19 protein-coding genes, 1 tRNA gene and 1 pseudogene are annotated in these 20,511 nt (G+C 64.1%); 12 read left to right on the top strand and 9 right to left on the bottom strand.

The genetic code is table 11. The annotated features are described in order from the left end of the window. Nucleotides 1–4 precede the first annotated feature (4 nt). Nucleotides 5–1,552 carry an aldehyde dehydrogenase family protein gene (locus FJ973_RS02405; RefSeq protein ID WP_140554758.1) on the bottom strand — a complete coding sequence of 516 codons (1,548 nt, stop codon included), beginning with the start codon at nt 1,550–1,552 and terminating at the stop codon, nt 5–7. Nucleotides 1,553–1,843: 291 nt separating this feature from the next. Here FJ973_RS02405 and FJ973_RS02400 point away from each other — a divergent pair, with 291 nt between their 5' ends. Continuing rightward, nucleotides 1,844–2,686, top strand: coding sequence for an IclR family transcriptional regulator (locus FJ973_RS02400; protein ID WP_140554757.1), 843 nt, complete (start codon nt 1,844–1,846; stop codon nt 2,684–2,686). Nucleotides 2,687–2,881: 195 nt separating this feature from the next. On the opposite strand, the gene FJ973_RS02395 is transcribed toward FJ973_RS02400, so the two are convergent. Continuing rightward, nucleotides 2,882–3,643 (bottom strand): IclR family transcriptional regulator C-terminal domain-containing protein, encoded by a 762-nt coding sequence (locus tag FJ973_RS02395; RefSeq protein ID WP_140492012.1) that lies wholly within the window; start codon nt 3,641–3,643, stop codon nt 2,882–2,884. 123 nt (nt 3,644–3,766) lie between these two features. Here FJ973_RS02395 and FJ973_RS02390 point away from each other — a divergent pair, with 123 nt between their 5' ends. From FJ973_RS02390 to pcaF, 3 genes are read left to right on the top strand one after another with little or no spacing between them, the layout of a single operon-like run. Continuing rightward, a complete protein-coding gene (locus FJ973_RS02390; protein WP_140554756.1) occupies nt 3,767–4,489 on the top strand; it encodes a 3-oxoacid CoA-transferase subunit A in 723 nt (240 codons plus the stop codon). Further along, complete coding sequence (locus tag FJ973_RS02385) at nt 4,486–5,157, top strand: 3-oxoacid CoA-transferase subunit B (protein WP_140554755.1); 672 nt, start codon at nt 4,486–4,488, stop codon at nt 5,155–5,157. Before FJ973_RS02390 ends, FJ973_RS02385 begins: the two co-directional genes overlap by 4 nt. Then, nucleotides 5,158–6,366 (top strand): 3-oxoadipyl-CoA thiolase, encoded by a 1,209-nt coding sequence (pcaF, locus tag FJ973_RS02380; protein WP_140554754.1) that lies wholly within the window; start codon nt 5,158–5,160, stop codon nt 6,364–6,366. A 243-nt stretch (nt 6,367–6,609) separates the two neighbouring features. On the opposite strand, the gene FJ973_RS02375 is transcribed toward pcaF, so the two are convergent. After that, nucleotides 6,610–6,684 (bottom strand) — tRNA-Gly (locus FJ973_RS02375). Between the two features lie 216 nt (nt 6,685–6,900). Between FJ973_RS02375 and FJ973_RS02370 the strand changes: the two genes are divergently transcribed. From FJ973_RS02370 to FJ973_RS02355, 4 genes are all read left to right on the top strand, one after another. Next, a complete protein-coding gene (locus tag FJ973_RS02370; RefSeq protein WP_140554753.1) occupies nt 6,901–7,398 on the top strand; it encodes a prolyl-tRNA synthetase associated domain-containing protein in 498 nt (165 codons plus the stop codon). Nucleotides 7,399–7,476: 78 nt separating this feature from the next. Continuing rightward, nucleotides 7,477–8,469 carry a thioredoxin gene (gene trxA / locus FJ973_RS02365; RefSeq protein ID WP_140554752.1) on the top strand — a complete coding sequence of 331 codons (993 nt, stop codon included), beginning with the start codon at nt 7,477–7,479 and terminating at the stop codon, nt 8,467–8,469. 163 nt (nt 8,470–8,632) lie between these two features. Continuing rightward, nucleotides 8,633–9,304, top strand: coding sequence for an LON peptidase substrate-binding domain-containing protein (locus FJ973_RS02360; protein ID WP_140514078.1), 672 nt, complete (start codon nt 8,633–8,635; stop codon nt 9,302–9,304). 19 nt (nt 9,305–9,323) lie between these two features. Continuing rightward, the gene (locus FJ973_RS02355; RefSeq protein ID WP_140514079.1) at nt 9,324–9,572 is read left to right on the top strand and encodes a Trm112 family protein; all 249 of its coding nucleotides are present in this window, start codon (nt 9,324–9,326) and stop codon (nt 9,570–9,572) included. Nucleotides 9,573–9,946: 374 nt separating this feature from the next. On the opposite strand, the gene FJ973_RS02345 is transcribed toward FJ973_RS02355, so the two are convergent. Genes FJ973_RS02345 through FJ973_RS31190 form a run of 3 tightly spaced genes read right to left on the bottom strand, consistent with a single transcriptional unit; the run spans nt 9,947 to nt 15,790 of the window. Continuing rightward, nucleotides 9,947–13,303 (bottom strand): error-prone DNA polymerase, encoded by a 3,357-nt coding sequence (locus tag FJ973_RS02345; RefSeq protein WP_140554751.1) that lies wholly within the window; start codon nt 13,301–13,303, stop codon nt 9,947–9,949. Next, on the bottom strand, nt 13,300–14,775 hold the full coding sequence (locus tag FJ973_RS02340) for a DUF6504 family protein (RefSeq protein WP_140554750.1): 1,476 nt from the start codon (nt 14,773–14,775) through the stop codon (nt 13,300–13,302). The genes FJ973_RS02345 and FJ973_RS02340 overlap by 4 nt, the downstream gene beginning before the upstream one ends. Continuing rightward, entirely contained in the window at nt 14,717–15,790 is a 1,074-nt protein-coding gene (locus FJ973_RS31190; protein WP_140554749.1) for a hypothetical protein, read from the bottom strand. Before FJ973_RS31190 ends, FJ973_RS02340 begins: the two co-directional genes overlap by 59 nt. A 251-nt stretch (nt 15,791–16,041) precedes the next feature. Between FJ973_RS31190 and FJ973_RS02330 the strand changes: the two genes are divergently transcribed. After that, nucleotides 16,042–16,464, top strand: a complete 423-nt coding sequence (locus FJ973_RS02330) for a metallopeptidase family protein (protein ID WP_140554748.1) — start codon at nt 16,042–16,044, stop codon at nt 16,462–16,464. 19 nt (nt 16,465–16,483) lie between these two features. On the opposite strand, the gene FJ973_RS02325 is transcribed toward FJ973_RS02330, so the two are convergent. After that, nucleotides 16,484–17,113, bottom strand: coding sequence for a TetR/AcrR family transcriptional regulator (locus FJ973_RS02325; RefSeq protein ID WP_140514082.1), 630 nt, complete (start codon nt 17,111–17,113; stop codon nt 16,484–16,486). Nucleotides 17,114–17,283: 170 nt separating this feature from the next. Here FJ973_RS02325 and FJ973_RS02320 point away from each other — a divergent pair, with 170 nt between their 5' ends. After that, nucleotides 17,284–17,961, top strand: coding sequence for a hypothetical protein (locus FJ973_RS02320; RefSeq protein ID WP_210240103.1), 678 nt, complete (start codon nt 17,284–17,286; stop codon nt 17,959–17,961). Here FJ973_RS02320 and FJ973_RS02315 read toward each other — a convergent pair. Both FJ973_RS02315 and FJ973_RS02310 read right to left on the bottom strand, forming a co-directional pair. Beyond that, a complete protein-coding gene (locus FJ973_RS02315) occupies nt 17,948–18,154 on the bottom strand; it encodes a DUF1737 domain-containing protein (protein WP_140493464.1) in 207 nt (68 codons plus the stop codon). The two genes, FJ973_RS02320 and FJ973_RS02315, sit on opposite strands and share 14 nt — an antisense overlap. Nucleotides 18,155–18,209: 55 nt before the next feature. After that, the gene (locus tag FJ973_RS02310) at nt 18,210–19,106 is read right to left on the bottom strand and encodes a CoA ester lyase (protein WP_140554747.1); all 897 of its coding nucleotides are present in this window, start codon (nt 19,104–19,106) and stop codon (nt 18,210–18,212) included. 63 nt (nt 19,107–19,169) lie between these two features. Here FJ973_RS02310 and FJ973_RS02305 point away from each other — a divergent pair. Beyond that, nucleotides 19,170–19,292 (top strand): annotated as a pseudogene (locus FJ973_RS02305) (ATP-binding protein); the annotation flags it as partial. Nucleotides 19,293–19,320: 28 nt separating this feature from the next. Further along, a complete protein-coding gene (locus tag FJ973_RS02300) occupies nt 19,321–20,487 on the top strand; it encodes an FAD-binding oxidoreductase (RefSeq protein WP_140554746.1) in 1,167 nt (388 codons plus the stop codon). Nucleotides 20,488–20,511 lie beyond the last annotated feature (24 nt).

The raw sequence follows: 20,511 nt of genomic DNA, 5'->3' as shown, positions 1-20,511 counted from the left end.
TCGATCACCTGGTCATGATCGTGTGGCTCTGCTCGCGCAGGTACTGTGGCAGGAACCACGCGCCGAGACCGCCCTTGCCGCTGACCCCGGTGCCCTTCCAGCCGCAGAATGGCTGCGCGCCTGGCCATGCACCCGTCGTCGCGCCGCTCGCACGGTTGGCGTAGAGAACCCCTGCTTCGGCGGTGTCGAGGAAGTGACGCAACTCTTCCTGGTCGTTGGTAAAGATGCCGGCGGATAGTCCGTAGGCGATGTCGTTGCCCTCTTCGATCGCGGCATCGAGACTATCGAAACCGCGGACGACCACGAAAGGCATGAAGAGTTCGTCGCGGGTCAGCCGGCCCGGACCATCAAGTTCGACGACCGTCGGCAGGACGTAGTTGTCCGCAAAGCCCTGGCCCAGGGCGGCGCCCCCAAAATGCACCTTGCCTTTGCCCTCGACTTCCGACAGTGCGGCCTGGAAAAGGGCGACTGTGGCGTCGCCATAGACAGGGCCCATAAAGGTCTCGGCCTTGCGAGGATCTCCGACCACCAGCTTTGCGGCGAATGCTACCAGCTTCTCGATGAATTCCGCCTTGACCTTCTCGTCGACATACACGACCGAGCATGCGGAGCACTTCTGGCCTTGCAGGCCAAAAGCGGAGCGCGCCACTCCCTGCGCCGCACGGTCGAGATCGGCCTTGCTGGTCACGTAGGCAGGGTTCTTGCCACCCATTTCGGCGATGACGGGCTTCATGTGGGGCAGCGTTGCCATGTGACGGAAGATGCTCATGCCGGTCTTATGGGAGCCCGTGAATGCAACGCCGTCGATGCCGTTGTCGGTGGCAAGAAGGCGCCCCACCTCTCCATCGCCAAGCACGATGTTGAAAACACCTTCGGGCAATCCCGCCTTGCGAAGCGTTTCGGCAATCAGCAGTCCGGTCAGCGCGCAACCCGGCGACGGCTTGTAGACCACCGCATTGCCTGTCAACAGCGCACCCGAGACCATGCCGATCGACAAGGCGAGCGGAAAGTTGAAAGGAGCGATGACCGCGAAGACGCCATAGGGCTTCATGACGCTCGTAGCGGTCTCGTTTTCGACCAACATGTTCATCGGCCGGACGAACCCGTTGTTCGCCTTCATCTCCGATGCGTAGTACTCGACCATGTCGAGGCATTCCTCGGCTTCGCCGACTGCCTCGAGGCGGGACTTTCCGATCTCGTATAGCGCCGCCAAACCAAGGTCATACTTCCGCTCCGCCAGCGCCTCTCGCCAGCGGGCGCCGAATGCAAGGCGATCGTCCAGCGTGGAACGGTTCCAGGCCTTCGCGCCGGCTCGGGCAGCCTGGATCGCCGACTTGACGTCTGACGGGGTTGAAGCCGGGAACTTGCCGAGAGAGATCTTCTTGTCGATAGGGCTCAGGATCTCTTTCCGAGCGCCAGTCGCAAACGGCGTCGACCACTCGCGACCCAGTGTGTTCTTCTCGAAATCCGGGATCATTGCGTCGAGGTGAGCGTGAACTGGGGAAAAATCCACTCCGATGTTCGAGTAGGTCACACGCGGGAGTTCAGCCATTTCAAGTTCCTCCGAAAATCGGTATTTAGTCCGATAATCAGGATTTGGCTTGCGAGTCAATCGAGGGGACCATAAAATGGGGATAATACCGAATTTCGGAATTTGCGAGGACATTTCCCGGTTCGGATTGCTAACCGAGCCCGACGGATCGGGGCGTGCGGCCGTTCGGCTATTCCACGGAGCTCCGGGCTCAAGGCGCGGCGGAATAACAAGGGACCGACCTTGCCCCTCATGTCTGTTTTGAACGATAACCTTCTTGCAGTTGCAATTGTCAGATCGGCGTAGGTGCCCTTGAATACGAAGTCGAAGAAGCCGAGCGCCAAGGACAGCCCCCTCGAGCGCTACATCTCGATCATGGAGACGGTCGCGCCGTTCGAGCATGGCCTGACGGCGATCGAACTCGAAACGACGCTTGGCTTGCCCAAAACCACGATCAACAGGCTGCTGCATGCCTTGATCGAAAGCGGGATGATCACCGCCGAGAGCGTTCGCAATCGGACATACCGTCTCGGCGATCGCCTGCTGCAGCTGCTACAGATGTCTCCGGATAGCGGCTGGCTGACGACCCTCGCGCAGCGACCGCTTCAGGATTTGGCCGACCGCACCGGCCAGTCGGCGTTCCTGTCGAAGTTCGACGGTACCGAAGTGCGCTCGGTCACCTGCGTCGCGCCCGACACTCCGGTCCGGACCTATGTCATGCCGGGCATGGCCATGCCCGTAAATGCGACCGCTTCGGCCAAGGCGATCCTTGCGTTTCATCCGCAGGAGACCGTGAAGAGGATCCTGGCGACGGAACTGCGCAGCTATACCGATCGGACGAAAACGAAGATCGCGGAGTTGACCAGGGAATTGGCCGAGGTTCGGGAGCAGGGTTACGCCATGGACCTGGCCGAGCATGTTCCGGGCCTTGGCTCGATCGCATTTCCGATAAGGCCGACGAGCGGTGAGGTGATATACGCGGTGGGACTTACGGGACCCTACGGTCAGATCATAGAGCAAAACTTCAAACAGCATTGCGCGGCGCTCGCGGAGGCCGCCCAGCGCATGGCGAAGCTGGCGCAGATGCACGCCTACAACGGATCGGCTATGGCCGCAAAGAATGCCGCAGCGGATCAGCGACAGGGCGGTGCGTGAGCGGCCGGTCACTTGCGCGAAGAAACGTCGCGCTTTGAACCGAGAATGTAGTTTCGCGATCTCCGTCTCGACGGCGGCGAATGTCCGGCCACCCCTCCGATCCGCGACCTTGATCTTCCGTCGACAAGATCATGGGTGGGAACATGCTCTCCTACTTCGAGCGACTTGGACGCTAATTCCCTCCATGGCAGCGCCCTAACGCAGCACTGCCCGCAGTTCAGCTTGGAGTGCACGCAACGGCTCCAGGTAGAGCGCAACGAGATTGCCGACACCCACCTGTGTCGCCGCAACGCCAACGTTCACGGCTGCGATCACCGTCCCGCGCACGGTCATCAACGGCACGGCGATCGAGCGCAATCCGAGCTCGACCTCCTGATCGATCAACGCGAACCCTTGCGTCCGCACCCGCCCCAACTCCGCAAGGATGGTGTCGGGGTCGGTCAAGGTGTGAGCAGTCCGCGCCGGCAGGGCATGGGAAGATAGAAGATGTGCAGCGCGTTCCGGAGGCATGGCTGCCAGGAGCACGCGCCCCATGGAAGTGCAGTATGCCGGAAGCCGCGAGCCGGGCATCAGCGCGATCGACATCACCTTTCGCTGCGCCGCGCGCGCGACGTAAACGACGTCGGTGCCGTCCAGAATCGAGACGGACGAGCTTTCGCCGAGCCGCTCCGAAAGGTCATCCAGCAAAGGCTGCACCAGATGCGGCAGCGGCATGGTTGCCAGACAGGCTGTCCCGAGCCTCAACACGCGCGGAGTGAGCGTGAAGAACTTTCCGTCGTAGTCGGCGTAGCCGAGATGGGAAAGCGTAAGGAGACAGCGTCTAGCTGTCGCCCTGTCGAGACCAGACGCATTCGCGACGTCCGTGATCGACTGCCGTGGCCGTTCCACCGTGAACGTCTCTATGACGGACAACCCCTTGGCCAAGCCACCCATCGTGTCCCGTTCGGAAATGGGCATCCATTCACCTTGTGCGATATGTCAACAAACGAATGATATCGCACAAGCCGGCTTGCCGAAAGATCTCATCTGCCGATACGTGTGGCGGCGAAATCGATCTTGGTGCCGGGAAAGGCTGGTTACGTGGACAAGACAATCGCGAGCCTCGCGGAAGCAGTGGCAATCGTCGAAGACGGCATGACCGTCATGATCGGCGGCTTCGGCGGCGCAGGTGCTCCGATAGAGCTGATCCACGCACTGATTGACCGTTTTCGCGCTACCGGCGCCCCGAAAAACCTTACGATCGTCAACAACAATGCAGGGAACGGTCGCATCGGCATCGCCGCCATGATCGACAATGGCATGGTTGCCAAGATGATCTGCTCGTTCCCGCGCTCGTCCGATCCGCGGGCATTCACCGAGCGGTACCTCGCCGGGAAAATCGCGCTCGAACTGGTTCCACAGGGGACCCTGGCCGAACGAATCCGCGCCGGTGGCGCGGGCATCCCGGCTTTCTACACGCCGACGAGCTACGGGACCGACCTCGCGGCCGGCAAGCCTGTGGCCGAGTTCGAGGGGCGCCACTATGTGCAGGAACGTTGGCTGAAGGCGGATGTAGCCCTCATCAAGGCGGAACTTGCCGACCCTCATGGCAACCTCACCTACAGGAAGGCGGCACGCAACTTCTCGCCGCTGATGGCGATGGCCGCACGCACGACCGTCGTTCAGGCGCGCCGGATCGTCCAGCCCGGTGCGATTGATCCTGAGCTGGTCGTGACGCCCGGGATCTTCGTGGACCAGGTGATCGAGGTCTCGAACCCGATGCAGGAAGAGACGCTTATCCGCCAAGGGGTCGCATACGCATGACAGTCAAGCTGACCAACGCGCAGATTGCATGGCGCGCCGCGCAGGACATTGAGGACGGCGCTTATGTGAACCTCGGCATAGGCTTTCCCGAGATGGTGGCGAGCTTTCAGCCGCCTGGGCGTCGGGCGATCTTCCACACCGAAAACGGCATCCTCAATTTTGGCGAAGCCCCGGCGGCAGGCGACGAGGACTGGGATCTGATCAATGCGGGGAAGAAGGCGGTCACGCTCAATCCGGGCGCTTCGTTCTTCCACCATGCCGACAGCTTCGCGATGGTGCGCGGCGAACACCTCGACGTTGCCATTCTCGGCGCCTACGAGGTGGCCGAGACCGGTGACCTCGCGAACTGGAGCACAGGACCCAAGGGCATACCAGCGGTCGGTGGTGCCATGGATCTGGTGCACGGAGCAAAACGCGTGGCCGTCATCACCGATCACATCACCAAGGACGGTCGTCCGAAACTGGTGAAAGCCTGCAGCCTTCCCCTGACCGGCGTGCATTGCGTGACGAGGGTCTACACGAGCCTTGCGGTCATAGACATCATCGATTGTCGTTTCGTGCTGCGCGAGAAGCTGCTTGCGATGAGCTTCGATGAATTGAAGGCGCTGACCGGCGCAGAGCTTAAGGTCGATGGCGAAATCAAATCCTTGACTGCACCGGAGCTCTGAATGACCGAGGCCTTCATCTGTGACTACATCCGCACCCCGATCGGCAGGTTTGGCGGTTCGCTGTCCTCGGTCCGGACCGACGATCTCGGCGCGGTGCCGCTGAGAGCGCTGCGGCACCGCAATCCAGGCCTGGACTGGTCCGCGGTGGATGAGGTCATCTTTGGCTGCGCCAACCAGGCAGGCGAGGACAATCGCAATGTCGCGCGCATGTCATCGCTGTTGGCGGGACTGCCGATCGAAGTCCCCGGCAGCACCGTCAACCGCCTGTGCGGTTCCGGAATGGACGCCGTGGGCATCGCTGCACGGGCCATCAAGGCCGGCGAAGCCGACCTGATCATCGCCGGTGGCGTCGAATCCATGAGCCGCGCGCCGTTCGTGCTTCCGAAGGCGGGCGAGGCGTTCTCGCGCAACGCCGAGATTTACGACACCACGATCGGTTGGCGCTTCGTCAATCCATTGATGAAGAAGCAGTACGGCGTCGATTCGATGCCGGAGACGGGTGAAAACGTTGCGGAAGCCTTCAAGGTCAGCCGCGCCGATCAGGATGGCTTCGCCGCACGCAGCCAGGCCAGGACCGCCGCCGCTCAGGAAAATGGCCGGCTCGCGCTGGAGATCACGCCGGTGACTGTGCCCCAGCGCAAAGGCGATGCGATCGTGGTTGATCGCGACGAACATCCACGCGCCGGAACGACAACCGAGTCGCTCGCCAAGCTTGCAGCGCCGTTCAAAAAGGAAGGCGGCACCGTCACCGCGGGCAACGCCTCTGGCGTGAACGACGGCGCGGCAGCGCTGATCATCGCGTCCGAAGCCTCCGTCAAGGCATTCGGGCTCACACCGATCGCCCGGATTCTGGGCGTCGCGACGGCCGGGGTTGCCCCACGGATCATGGGAATCGGTCCGGCTCCGGCGACACGCAAGCTTTGCGCGCGGCTCGGCATCGCGCCTTCGGACTTCGATATCATCGAGCTGAATGAAGCATTTGCCTCCCAAAGCATCGCCGTGCTCCGCGAACTCGGGATCCCCGAGGACGCGGAGCATGTGAACCCGAACGGCGGAGCGATCGCGCTCGGGCACCCGCTTGGGATGTCGGGCATTCGCATCACCGGCACTGCCGCGCTCGAGTTGCGGTCCCGAAAAGCACGACTGGCCCTGGCCACGATGTGCATCGGTGTCGGACAGGGTATCGCGATCGCTCTGGGCAGTGCGTAGCGGAGATGGTGCGACAGTCCGAGTCAGGCGGATTGCATCGATCCGCAGCAAAGCAACCACGGGTATGGATCGGTTGACGTTTGTCAGCTTGTCGATTCGCTAACAGACCAGAGCTATGGCGAGCCGACAAAGATCGTGCCCTGGCTCGCCAAGTCATGGGAGATATCAATGACCTACGCGCAAAAAAGAAGCGCCGCACTAGGCGGCGCTTTTCTTTTAATTGCTTGATTCCCTGGAGGAAACTGGAGCGGGTGAAGCGATTCGAACGCTCGACCCCAACCTTGGCAAGGTTGTGCTCTACCCCTGAGCTACACCCGCTCGCGCGGCTTTGGGCCGCAAGCCGGGCCTATATGGCTGAAGAGCGCGGCGATTGCAACAGGGAAATCGCAGGCTTTTTTCAATGCGCCGGACGAGGCCGGCGGGCCGCCGGCGGGAGGCGGAAGGATTCGGCGCCGCGTCGCGCGGCGGTCTTGTCTCGACCATGTCATTGGCCGTAAACGGCATGGCTGGAAACCAGCCGAAGACGAGAACCCCATGCCCAGGACCGAAGCCGAGCTCTTTGCCTTTCTTGCCGAACTCGGCATCGCCGTTTCGACGAAACGCCATCCGCCGCTCTATACGGTCGCCGATTCGCAGGCGCTGCGCGGCGGAATCGCCGGCGGCCACACCAAGAACCTGTTCCTGAAGGACAAGAAGGACGCCTTCTTCCTGGTCACGGTCGGCGAGGATGCTGTCGTCGACCTGAAGCAGATCCATCATGTGATCGGCGCCGCCGGCCGCGTTTCCTTCGGCAAGCCGGAGATGCTGATGGAGCTTCTGGGCGTCGCCCCGGGCGCAGTCACGGTGTTTGGCCTGATCAACGACACGCAGCACAGGGTCAGGGTCGTGCTCGACGAGGCGCTGATGCGGCATGCGGTGATCAACGCGCATCCGCTGACCAATGAGGCGACGACGTCGATCGCATCGGGCGACCTCGTCAGATTCGTCGAGGCAACCGGGCACGATGCTGCTATCTTGAAAGTCTCGGCATGATCGCCACATGGATGGCGAAACCGGTTTCCAACCAAGGACAGTGCGCCGATCCGCTGGCGCCACCGAAAGGGCGACGACATGAGTGACAACAATCCGTTTGGCGGCTCCTTTGGCAACAGCGGCGGCCAGTATGCCACGACGGTGCAGTATGGCGGCGGCGCGGAACCGCAGAAACCTGCGGCCGGCGCCGCGCCCGCCGGCGACGTCATCAAGGATACGACCACCGCGGCCTTTGCCGCCGATGTCATCCAGGAATCGCGCCGCCAGCCGGTGCTGGTGGATTTCTGGGCGCCGTGGTGCGGGCCGTGCAAGCAGCTGACGCCGCAACTGGAAAAGGCGGTCCGCGCCGCCGGCGGCAAGGTCAAGCTGGTCAAGATGAACATCGACGACCATCCCTCGATCGCCGGCCAGCTCGGCATCCAGTCCATTCCCGCGGTCATCGCCTTCAAGGACGGCCAGCCGGTCGACGGCTTCATGGGCGCCATCCCCGAGAGCCAGATCACCCAGTTCATCGACAAGGTCGGCGGCAAGGGCAATGGTGCGGCTGATGTAACCGAGGCGCTGGCGGCGGCGGCCGAGGCGCGCGCTGCCGGCGACGTGCAGACGGCGGCCGACATCTATGACGCCGTGCTCGAGCAGGCGCCGGAGACGATCGAGGCGATAGCGGGGCTGGGCGAATTGCTGTTCGAGGCCGGTGATACCGAAGGCGCCGAGGCGATGCTGGCGCGGGCGCCGGAGGCCAAGGCCGATGCGCCGCCGCTGGCCGCGCTGCGCGCCAGGATGACCTTGGCCGCGCAAGCGTCCGAACTCGGCAACCCGGCGGAGTTCGAGCGCCGGCTGGCTGAGAATCCCGGCGACCACCAGGCCCGCTTCGATCTGGCCATGGTCCAGAACGCCAGGGGCGAGCGCGATGCGGCCGCCGACAATCTCCTGGCCATCATCAAGGCTGACCGCGGCTGGAACGAGGACGGCGCCAAGGCGCAATTGCTGCGCTTCTTCGAGGCCTGGGGCATGACGGACGAGGCGACGCTTGCCGCGCGGCGCAAATTGTCGTCGCTGCTGTTTTCCTGAGCCGGCGCGGCCGAATGGTCGCGCGGGGCTTGCACCCGGCGCCGGCCGCGCCAGATAGGACGAATCCGGCCCGCCTTTCCCTCGGGAAGCCAACAACCCCGGGCAGCGACAGGCGGATCGCGGCATGGAGGCGCTTCCCAGGCGAAGCGATCGGAGGAACGAGGTGCAAGCGGGAAACGCTCACTACCGGCTCGCCAGGGATCTGCCGTCGACCATCCCGGTCTTTCCGCTCGAGGGCGCGCTTCTGCTGCCAGGCGGCCGCATGCCGCTCAACATCTTCGAGCCGCGCTACCTGCAGATGGTCGACGAGGCGATCGCCGGCTCCCGGCTGATCGGCGTCATCCAGCCCAGCCTCGACGGCGCCTTGCGCGACGATGGCGAGCCGGAACTCTGCAATGTCGGCTGCGCCGGCCGCATCATAGCGCTTTCCGAGACCGGCGACGGCCGCTACCTGATTTCGCTGCAGGGCGTGTGCCGGTTCCGTGTCACCCATGAACTGACGGTCAAGACGCCGTTCCGCCAGGGCAAGATCGCCCCCTTTCTCGCCGATCTCGACGACGACCAGGCAGCCGCCGAGGTCGACCGGCCGGCGCTGCTGCGGGCGTTCCGCTCCTATCTGCAGGCCAACGACCTGGAGGCCGACTGGGAAAGCGTCAGCCGGGCCGAAAACGCCATGCTGGTCAACGCGCTGTCGATGATGGCGCCCTATGGACCGGCCGAGAAGCAGGCGCTGCTCGAAGCGGCCGATCTCAAGACCCGCGCCGAAACGCTGATCGCCATCACCGAAATGGCGCTGGCGCGCGAGAACGAGGATTTTGGCTCGAGCCTGCAGTAGAATGTTGAGAGAGGACACGATGGCGGCGGATGGGCGTGACGGAAAGAGAGCGAATGTCGACCCCAGGATGCTGGAGCTGCTGGCTTGCCCGCTGACCAAGGGGCCGCTGGCCTGGGATCCCGAGCGCGGCGAACTGATCTCGCGGGTCGCCAAGCTCGCCTATCCCGTGCGCGACGGCATCCCGATCATGCTGCCTTCGGAGGCACGGAGCATCTCGGCGGAAGACGTGCTGCCGCCGCGGCTGGGCGGGCCGGCCGGCTCGACGTGAAAATTATCAAGGTCGGCATTCTACGGCGCCCCCCTCTGCCCTGCCGGGCATCTCCCCCTCAAGGGGGGAGATCGAATGTCATCTCCGCCTTCGCCAATCTCCATTGTTGCAGGCGGAGCGTTGAAACTGCCAATCTCCCCACTTGTGGGGGCGAGGAGTGGTCCATGAAGCGGACGCAAAGCCAATTGCTTGGCTTTGCGAACGAGGAGCGCCCGAAGCGACAGCGAAGGGCCGGGTCCGGCAGGCCAGAGGGGGGCTCGCCCGCCAGCGTCAAGTTCGCACCGCTGCGGTGCGGAAACGTCGCGGCATGGATCCTCGGGTCTGCGTCGCTTCGCTCCTTGCTCCGCCCGTGGATGACGAAGGCATTGATGTGTCTACTGAAAATTGCGGCCCCTGGGCATGACGCTTTCCGCTTCTTCCGACAGTGTTGCCAAATCCTGCCCGGCCGGTGGGTTCCGCATCGCGGGCCGGCCGGGACGATCCGGATCCTCCCTCGAGGCATGCCCCTGAGAACCGGCCCCCGGCAAACTGGCCTGGTCGACCTTCTCCAGCAACACCGTCAGCCAGGGCGTCAAATCCTCGATCTTCTCGGCGACGATGTGGACGACATCCGATTCCGACTGCAATTTGCCGGTGACCTTGACGAAGCGCGCGCCCATGACGATGGGACGGAAGCGGTCGAAGGTCCGCTGCCAGAAAATGACGTTGGCAACGGCCTCGTCATCCTCCAGCGTCAGGAAGACCGCATTGCCCTTGCCGGGGCGCTGCCGCACCAGAACGAGCCCGGCGACCGAGACGCGCCGTCCGTCCCGCACCGAGCACAGCCTGGCATTGGGCGTCACGCCGGCCCGGTCGAGCCGTTCGCGCAGGAAGGCGACCGGGTGCGCCTTCAAGGACAGGCCGAGCGAGCGGTAATCGTGGATGACATGCTCGCCGAGCGGCATTTTCGGCAGCTTCGTCTCCGGCTCCAGCTCGCGTAGCCGCAGCGCCGGCTGGTCGAAAAGCGGCAGCTTTTCGGCGGCACTCTTGCCGTCGAGGGCGCGCACCGCCCAAAGTGCGGCGCGGCGGTCGAGGCCGAGCGAGCGGAAGGCATCGGCCTGCGCCAGTCTTTCGATCTCGGCGACATCGAGGCCGGAGCGCAGCCAGACATCCCGGACGGATATGTAGCCTGAACCGCGTCGCTCGACGAAGGCGTCCATGCGCTCCTTGGAAAATCCCTTGATCTGCCTGAAGCCGAGCCGCACCGCGTGCTGCGTCGCGATGACGCCGCGCATGTCGGCATGGCGCGGCAGGATGCGGGCCGGGTCGAAAGCCGCCTGTTCCAGCGTGCAGTCCCAGACCGAGAAATTGACGTCGACCTCGCGGATGTCGACGCCATGGTCGCGCGCATCACGAACAAGCTGGGCCGGCTGGTAAAATCCCATCGGCTGTGAATTCAGGATCGCGGCGCAGAACACGTCGGGATAGAAGGTCTTGAACCAGCAGGAGGCATAGACCAGCAGCGCGAAGGAGGCGGCATGGCTTTCGGGAAAGCCGTATTCGCCAAAACCCTCGATCTGCTTGAAACAGCGTTCGGCGAAATCCCGGGTGTAGCCCTTGCCGACCATGCCGTCGATCATGCGCCGGCGGTAATTGCCGATCGTGCCGGTGCGCTTGAAGGTGGCCATGGCGCGGCGCAACTCGTCGGCCTCGCCAGGCTTGAAGCCACCGGCCACGATGGCGATGTTCATCGCCTGTTCCTGGAACAGAGGAACGCCCAGCGTCTTGTGGAGGATCGCCTCCAGCTCCGGTTTCTGATACTCGGGCTGCTCCTTGCCTTGCCGGCGGCGCAGATAGGGGTGGACCATGTCGCCCTGGATCGGGCCGGGCCGCACGATCGCCACCTCGATGACAAGGTCATAGAATTCTTTTGGCTTGAGACGCGGCAGCATCGACATCTGCGCGCGCGATTCGATCTGGAAGACGCCGATCGTGTCGGCGCGACCGATCATCTTATAGACCGGCTTCGCCTCTTCCGGCAGGGTGGCAAGGACATAGGGCTGCCCGTAAGGGTCTCGCGCCTGCGGATAATGGTCCGTCAGCAGAGTGAAGGCGCGTTTGAGACAAGTCAGCATGCCGAGCGCCAGCACGTCGACCTTGAGGATCTTGACCGCGTCGAGATCATCCTTGTCCCATTCGACCATCTTGCGTTCCTCCATCGCCGTCTTGACGATGGGCACGATCTCGTCGAGCCGGTCCCTGGTGATGACGAAGCCGCCGACATGCTGGGAGAGGTGACGGGGAAAGCCCATGATCTCGTTGGCACGCTCCATCACGTGCCGCGATATGGGGTCGGCGCGATCGAGGCCGCCGGCCCGGGCTTCCTTCTCGCCGAGCTCGGAGGTCGACCAGCCCCAGATCGAGCCGGAGAGCGATGCCCTGACATCCTCGGACAGGCCCATCGCCTTCGACACTTCGCGCAGCGCCGAGCGGCCGCGATAGCTGATGACGGCGGCGGCCAGCGCGGTGCGCTTGGAGCTGTATTTCTCGTAGATATATTGGATGACCGTCTCGCGCTTCTCATGCTCGAAATCGACGTCGATGTCGGGCGGTTCGTTCCTCTCCTCGGAAATGAAGCGTTCGAACAGCGTGTCGATCCGCTCCGGCCCGACCTCGGTGATGCCGAGGCAGAAGCAGACGACCGAATTGGCGGCCGAACCGCGCCCCTGGCAGAGAATATCCTGGCTGCGGGCGAATTTGACGATGTCGTGGACGGTCAGGAAATAACGGGCATAGTTCAGGCGCTCGATGAGCGCGAGCTCTTCCTCGATGCGCCTCGTCACCGATTGCGGCACGCCCGAGGGATAGCGCCTGGCCGCCCCCTCCCGCGCCAACCTTTCCAGCTCCGCCTGCGGGCCGAGCCCTGATTGCGTCGGCTCGTCGGGGTAATTGTACTGAAGGTCGCTGAGCGAGAAGGTCAGCTCCTGCGCGAAGCGCAGCGTTTCGGCCAGTGCCTCCGGGTGCCTGCGGAACAGGCGCGCCATCTCCAGCGGCGGCTTCAGATGGCGCTCGGCATTCGCCGTGAGTTCCAGCCCGACCTCCGAAACGGGAATGTTGAGGCGAATCGCGGTCAGCACGTCCTGCAGCGGGCGCCGCTCGGCCGTGTGGTAGAGGACGTCGTTGGTCGCCATCAAGGGCAGGCCGGCCAGCTCCGCCATCGCCGCCGCCTGCTCGATCCTGAAGCGGTCGTTTCCCGCATAATCGGGCGAAACGCCAAGCCGCAGGTTTTTACCGAAACGGTCCTTGAGCTCGCCAAGCAGGGCTAGTGTGCCCTCGGCCCCCGCCGCCAGGTCGGGCAGGACCGACAGCGACATCAGATCCCCCCATTCGAGAAGGTCGTCGCGCCGCAGAAGGGTCGCGCCCTTTTCGTTCTCCTCGCGCAGATTGGCTTGCGTGAGCATGCGGCACAGATGCCCCCAGCCCTTGCGGTTCCGCGGATAGGCGAGAATATCAGGCGTGTCGTCGCAAAAAACCAGCCGGCTGCCGGGGTGGTAGGCAAGCGTCTCGACCTTGGCCTGCTGCCAGGCGCGCACCACGCCCGCCACCGTGTTGCGGTCGGCGAGCCCGATCGCGGAGAACCCCATGAGCTTGGCCGCGACCACCAGCTCCTCCGGCTTGGAGGCGCCGCGCAGGAACGAGAAATTCGACTGGATGCCGAATTCCGCATAGGGAATGGCGGTCAGCGCGTTCATGCGAAGACCCCGTGCAGGAACCAGCGCGGCGGGATTTCAGAGCCGCCATAGAGACCTTGCCGGTAGAGCCAGTAGCGGCGGCCGTCGGCATCCTCGATGCGGAAATAGTCGCGTGTCGACGCCGCTTCGTCGCTCGAAAATTCACGCCACCATTCCGGCGCGATGCGTTCAGGGCCTTCGGCGCGGGCGACCCTGTAGAGCGCGCGCCGCCAGCGGAAATTCAGCGGCGGTCCCTCGGGCATTTCGGTGGCCGGCACCTCAATCGGCTCGGGCGAGCGGAAAAGCCGGATCGGCCGCTCCGGCGGGAAGATGGTCATCGGCGCCTGCATCCTGTCCGGTTTCTTCGGCGGCGTGATGCGGCGCGGGGTTTCCGTGAAGGGGATGGTGGCGACGGCACGCTCGGGCAGATGGCTTTCCACGGCGACCGGCTTGAGAACCGCGCCCTCGCCGAGCCGGGCGCGGATGCGGTCGGCGAACAGCGCGATATCGGCGCCGTCGTCGGTCGTTTCGCCTGTCAGGTCGGCCTGCGGCATGTCGAAGGCCGCCGCCGCCAGCACCGAAAGCCGCACCAGGTCGAAGCCATAGCCGGCATCGATATGCTGCTCGAGGGCGGCCAGCCGCTCATGGAACAATTTCTGGATCAGCCGGGGTTCGCGCATCGGTCGCGACGTGCCGAGCGCGATGCGGCTGACGGCGCCGTCGACGCGGAACAAGAGCAGCGCCAGGCTTCTCGCGCCTTCGCCGCGCCGCTCGAGGTCGATCTTCAGGGTCGTCGCCAGCATGCCCACCAGCCGTTCTATGTCCTCTGTCAGCGTGACGGGCTCGGCCAAATGGCGTTCGACCGAAAGCGGCGCGACGGGCAGGCGCGGCGACACCGCCTCGTCGAGACGGCCGAGCGCCTGGTCGAGGCGCAAGAGCAGGGAGGCACCGAAGCGGCGGGCGAGCGGCGCGCGCGGCGCGGCCATCACCGCGCCCGCCGTGCGCAGGCCAACACTTTCCAGGCTGGCGCGGGTTTCCGGCGCGATGCGTAGCGCCGCCAGCGGCAAGGGCGCCAGGAGCGCTTCCTCCTCGCCGCCGGCAACGATGCGGTCGCCGCAGAACCGCGCCGCCGCCCAGGCGGCGCCGGGTGTCGCGGCAAGGCCGGCACGGACGTCGAAGCCCTGATGGAAGAAGCGCGACAGGATCTCGTCCAGCATGGCGCGTTCGCCGCCGAAAAGATGGGTGCAGCCGGTGACGTCGAGGAACAGGCCGTCGGTCCCGTCGAGCGCCACCAGCGGGGTATAGCGGTCGCACCAGTCCGCAAGGCCTTCGAGCAGGCGCCGGTCGGCTTCGGCATCGGCCTCCATTATGTCGATCGACGGATGCATGGCGCGCGCATCGGCGATGCCCATGCCGGGCTTCAGATGCAGCGCCTCAGCCCGCTCGTCGAGGGCTAAGATGCGCTGCGCGTTGCTGTCGCGATGGCTGATCACCAGCGGCCGGTGATCCGATGGCCGGGAACGCCAGGACCGCCCCAGGCGCTGCCGCAGGATCCGTTCGGCCGCGAGATAGGGAAACCACAGGGACAGGATTCTTTGCTCGTTCTTCCCCAATCCGTCTTTCATCGAATATGCGTTCATCGGGGTTCCACTCCAATATGAATTGTCCTGGCAGGGCCGTGCGGCTCTTGCCGATGCTGATGGTGAAGGCGGGGCGGCCGATCGAGCCGGCAAGCGGCCCGGCGACCGTGTCGCGCGGCCCTGCCGGCGCCGGCGAGACGATGAGGCGGACGGGCGCCGCCGTGGGTTCGGGTTCGGCCGCCTGCCGCAGCAGGAAGACCGGCCGGCCGGCGCTCTGCGCGCGGGCGTGCAGCCGGCGCGTCGCGGTCAGGTCCAGCCGCTGCGGATTGCCGCGGACTTCAAGGATGACGGCGGCGAGCGCCTTCATGCGGGCCGCCTCCTCGGCGACCCACAGCGCATCGGCGAGCCTTGGCGCCTCGGAAAACAGCAATTGCTCCGGCTCGATGCCGAAGGCGGCGTGAAGGCCCCGGGCATAGGGAAAACCCGCTTCGCGAAAAACCTCCTGGGTGCCGATCCACAGCACCGGCAATCGCGGCCCTTGCTTGAGAACCAGGCTGGGCTTGAGAATCAGGCTGGGCTTGAGGATCAGGCTGGCGAGCGACAGGGCGAAGCCGGCGACCGCTCCGGCATCGCGGGTCTCGATGCCATGGATTTCGCTCAAGGCCGCTTTCGGCAGGCCGCCGCCCAAATCGCCGCCCCAATCGCCACCGAGGGCGGCATCGAGCCGGCCGATGCCGGTGCGCAGGAAAGCATCCGGCCTGGCTACGGCGATGCCGCGCCGGACCACGGTGCGGTCCGCGGCGGCCATGCCGGCGTCGGAAACCGCGCCGGCCGGCGCCTGCAGGCGCTCGGGCAGCGTTCCCTCGATCTTCGCGATCTGGCGGCGCAGGGCAAAAACAGTCTCCCGCGCCACGGCGCTCATCGCCATGACGGTCAGTGTCCACTCACAATTGTTCCTGTTATGTTCTTAATAGATTCCAGAGGCGACCCAAAGAGTCAAGCAGACTCATGGGGGAATTTATTCCTCTCCGATAAGAGGGCCAACATTGGTCGGACAGCCGGCCGCGCCTCAAGCCATGCGAAACGGCTCCCGGTGCCGTAAGCAATCCTGGGGTTGGCCGCCGCGTCATTTGCCGATTGTGGCCCAAAAGCCTATATGCCGGGATCAAAGGACAAAGCATGGCCCGCATCTACAAGACCCGCGTTTGGCACGACCAGCTTTCGCCGTCGATGGACGAGATCGAGTTCCTGGCGCTGGAGGCATACGCCCATCTGCCCGAGGATTTTCGCAAGCTGACCGGCGAGATCGTCATCCAGATCGCCGAATTCCCGACCGACGAGATCATGGACGACCTGTCGCTGGAAACGCCCTTCGACCTGCTCGGCCTGTTCGAGGGACGCGGCATCGCCGAGCGCTGGAACCCGCAGACCGGCGAAGGCCCGAACCGCATCACGCTCTATCGCCGCGCCATCCTCGACTACTGGGCCGAGAACGAGGAGACTTTGGGCGACATCGTCACCCATGTGCTGATCCACGAGATCGGCCACCATTTCGGCCTCTCGGACGACGATATGGAGAAGATCGAAGAGGCAGCCGAGTGACCGGTTCTACGTCAGGCCGTCATTTCACAATGAGTGTGACGAAATGTTTTAATACGTTCTGCACAGTCTGCTCCCCGGTATGTCCTGCCACTGCCCATTGCGCAAAATGTCCATCAATGTACATGCGTGCGAGCCCGTAGACGAGCGCCCTCGCGGCTATCTGGGTCTCTGCCATGTCGTCCGACCGGAGCATGTTTCGCCGCTGTGCTTCTGCCATTGACGCTTCCATCAGCGAACGCACCGCTTCATTATCGTGACGCAGCGACTCCGAAGCATCCCAATCAATAAGATTGCGTGTCGAGATGATCTGGAAGTGGGTGGGGTTTCGAATTGCCCAGCGCAAATAGGCGATTCCAACAGCGGCAAAGCGTTCGATCGGATCGTCCGTCGCAACCTTCTCGACCGCATTCGTGATCTCCGAGCGGAATCGGCTCATTGCCTGCTCCGCGACAGCCGTCATCAACGCGGTCTTGTTGCTGAAGTGACGGAATGGCGCGCCGGGGGAAACCCCGGCACGTTTTGCGGCTTCGCGCACGCTCACATTGTCGGGGCCGCCTTCCTCGACCAGTTGAACCGCGGCATCGATCAGGACCTCCCGCAAATTGCCATGGTGGTAACCAGTGCGATGAGGCGCCTTGGCTTTTGCCATCTCTTTCCCTTCGTTCCGTGGAGCAGCTCCCCGCCTCTGTAGCATGATTCCGCGATTTATGTAATCGCCGTTTACAATCCCGGCCAGAGGATGTAAGCAGTGATTACTGATGGGATCGGAACAGGCCTACGGTCTTCGCGGCTCCCGAACTCCCAGCTGAGGAGACGAACATGCTCGCCAGAACAGCCCCACCCCGCCCGCAATCGGTCATTTCGCATCAGAGTCCAGCCGAAGAACTTCAGCAGGAGAATTTCGCGATTGTTCGGTCGAGCGCGACTGTGCCCAGCCTCACGCTTTATCGGCTTGCCGCCGTCGCCGGGATGGGAAGCGCGCTTATTCTTCTGGTCAACGCGGCTAAACGCAGCTTGCTCATCGCGACCACTGATCTGACGCAACTTCTCGCGCCCGTCGCCGAGATATTGGCGCTTGGCCTCGTCGTGGGCCTGTTTCTTGCGTTTGGCCGGCGCGCGGGGCTGTTCGGCACTATCGCGTTTGTCATCAACTTCGTTGCGTTGGCAAGTTTGGTAGGCGTGGAAGCAGTGATCAATCTGGTATTTTCGAAGCTTCCGCTCACCACCATCGTCGAGCTGCGAGCCGGACCGCTCGGTCTGGCTCTGGTCGCCAGTTCGGTTCTTTTTCTGGTTGGAACGCTCGCGTTTGTAATCTCTCTCGCCGTTGCAAGAGGCGTGCCGCGCATTCCTCTCGCTCTTTATCTCATTGGCGCGGTGCCGATCGCGCTTCGTGCGTTCGTTCCGGAGCTGGCTCTTGACCTGGGCTTGGCGATGCTTGCGGCATCGATCGCCTGGCTGGCGGCGTGGCTGTGGATGCGAGGGGCTACCAATCGCTGAGCTTGGTGTCCGGCCCGTATTCCTGGCCCTCGACATCCTTCACCACGGCCTGGCCGCAGCGCATGGTCTTGGTCTTTTTGTCGTAGGCGTAGGTGGGCGAGCCGAACAGGTGCCAGCCCTTGTTCAGCGCCGCCGTCACCTTGTGACAGAAGCTGGCGTCGTCCGGAGCGGTGAGAAAGCGGTAGAGTTTCATCATTCAATTCCTGTCGTCAGTCCATCGCCCGCGATCGGCAATCCAACACGGCACATCATGCGCCGACGGCCGTCGCCTTCGCCAGCAGTTTTTCGGCCTGCGCAAGGTGCAGCCGTTCGACCATCCTTCCCTCCAGCGCAATCACGTTCTTGCCGGCATTTTCCGGAAGCGCAAAGGCCTGCTTCACCGCGCGGGCCTTGGCCACCGCCTCCGCCGACGGCGCAAAGGCGCGGTTCGCCGCCTCGATCTGGGCGGGATGGATGAGCGTCTTGCCGTCGAAGCCCATGGCGGCCGCTTCCGTGCATTCGCGGCTGAAAGCATCGAGCGCGCGAAAATCGTTGAAGACGCCGTCGACGATATCGAGATCGCCGGCACGCGCCGCCAGCACCATCTGCATCAGCCACGGCAGGAGATAACGCCGGTCCGACGTCGCCATAACGCCGGTGTCCTTGGTCAGGTCATTCGTTCCGGCAACGAAACAAACAAGCCGCGAGGCAGGATCGCGGCCAAGTTCGGCGATGGCGCCGACATTGAGCACAGCCTTCGGCGTCTCGATCATCGCCCATAGTTTCACGCTGTCGGGGGCGGAATTGTCGTCGAGCACGTCACCCGCCTCGAGCACGTCGCGGGGCGTGTCGACCTTGGCCAGCAGGATGCCGTCCGGCTCCGCCTTGGCCGCCGCCAGCAGGTCGGCGCCGCCCCATTCGCTCGAGAGCGCATTGATGCGCACCACCATCTCGCAGCGCCGGCCACTATGGTTGGTATCAGGACGATTGCTGAAGATGCCGGCCAGTTTTTCGCGCGCCGCGACCTTCTCGGCCGGGGCGACGGCATCCTCCAGGTCGATGATGACGGTATCGCAGGCAAGCTGCGCCATCTTGGCCAGCGCCTTGTCGTTCGAGGCGGGAACATAGAGCACCGAGCGGCGCGGGCGGTAGAGATCGGTCGTCATGCCAGATCTATGCCGCCTGCCGCGGGTTGAGGCAAGGGAGCAGGCGGCATCGCGCGGTGCTCTACCGGGGGCACCGGCATGGGGCTCGGCATCGTGCTGGCCCTCCTGAAAGCGCAGGATGGCACGATCAGGCTGGTTGACTCCGAGCGCGGCACGCGCTTCGAGATTGTCTTGCCGGTTGCGTAAGGACGCCGGCAGCGGATCGGAGAAAAAAGTGCGCTACGACATCGTCATCATCGGCGGAGCCATCGTCGGCTCCTCGATCGCCTATTATCTGCGCGAGGAGGGCTTTTCCGGCAGGATCGCGCTGGTCGAGCGCGACCCGCAATTTTCCCACGCGGCGACAACGCTATCCATGGCCTCGATCCGTCAGCAATTCTCCATTCCGGAAAATATCCGCCTGTCGCAATTCACGCTGAAACTGTTCCGCCGGCTGAAGGAAGAATTCGGCGCAGACGCCGACATCGGTTTTCGCGAGGGCGGCTATCTCATTCTCGCCGGCGAGGCCGGGCTGCCGATCCTCAGGGCCAACCACGAGGCGCAGGTTGCCGAAGGGGCCGACATTTTACTGGAGGATGCCGAACAGCTCGTGCGCCGTTTTCCATGGCTGTCGGCTGAGGGCATCACCGCCGGCGCCTATGGCCGCAGCGGCGAGGGCTGGTTCGACGCGCATGCGATGCTGATGCTGTTCCGCAAGGCGTTGCGTGAGAAGAAGATCGACTTCATCAATGCTTCGGTCACCGGCATCGAGCGGCAGGGTGCCCGCGTTACCGGCGTCAGCCTCGACAATGGCGAACGGCTCGAGGCCGGCATCCTTGTCAATGCCGCAGGGCCGAACGCCGGCAAGGTCGCCGCACTCGCCGGGCTGGCGCTGCCGGTCGAGCCGCGCAAGCGCAACGTCTTCGTCTTCGAGGCGCGCGAGAAATATGCCGACATGCCGCTGCTGGTCGACCCGTCCGGCATCTATGTCAGGCCGGAAGGCTCGGTCTATCTCACCGGCGGCGCCGAGCCGGAGGAGGGCGACGGCCCGGCCGATCCCGCCGATTTCGACGTCGACTGGCCGCTGTTCGAAGAGGTGATCTGGCCGGTGCTGGCGACCCGCATCCCGGCCTTCGAGGCGATCAAGCCGACGCGCGCCTGGGCCGGTCATTACGACTACAACACGCTCGACCAGAACGCGGTGATCGGCCCGCATCCCGAAGTCGGCAATTTCCTCTTCGCCAACGGCTTTTCCGGCCACGGCCTGCAGCAGGCGCCCGCCGTGGGCAAGGCGCTGGCCGAGCTGATCGTCCATGGTGGCTACCGCACGATCGATTGCTCCCCCTTTGGCTACGAACGCGTTGCCGAAGGGCGGGCGTTCCGCGAGTTGAATGTGATTTGAGCCGAGTCAAGGTCCCTCTTTGAC

Origin of the sequence: Mesorhizobium sp. B2-1-3 (assembly GCF_006442495.1) — a bacterium.
In the GTDB taxonomy this organism is placed as follows: domain Bacteria; phylum Pseudomonadota; class Alphaproteobacteria; order Rhizobiales; family Rhizobiaceae; genus Mesorhizobium.
The sequence above is the reverse complement of the archived record's forward strand: the minus strand, read 5'-3'. Positions and strand labels throughout refer to the sequence as shown.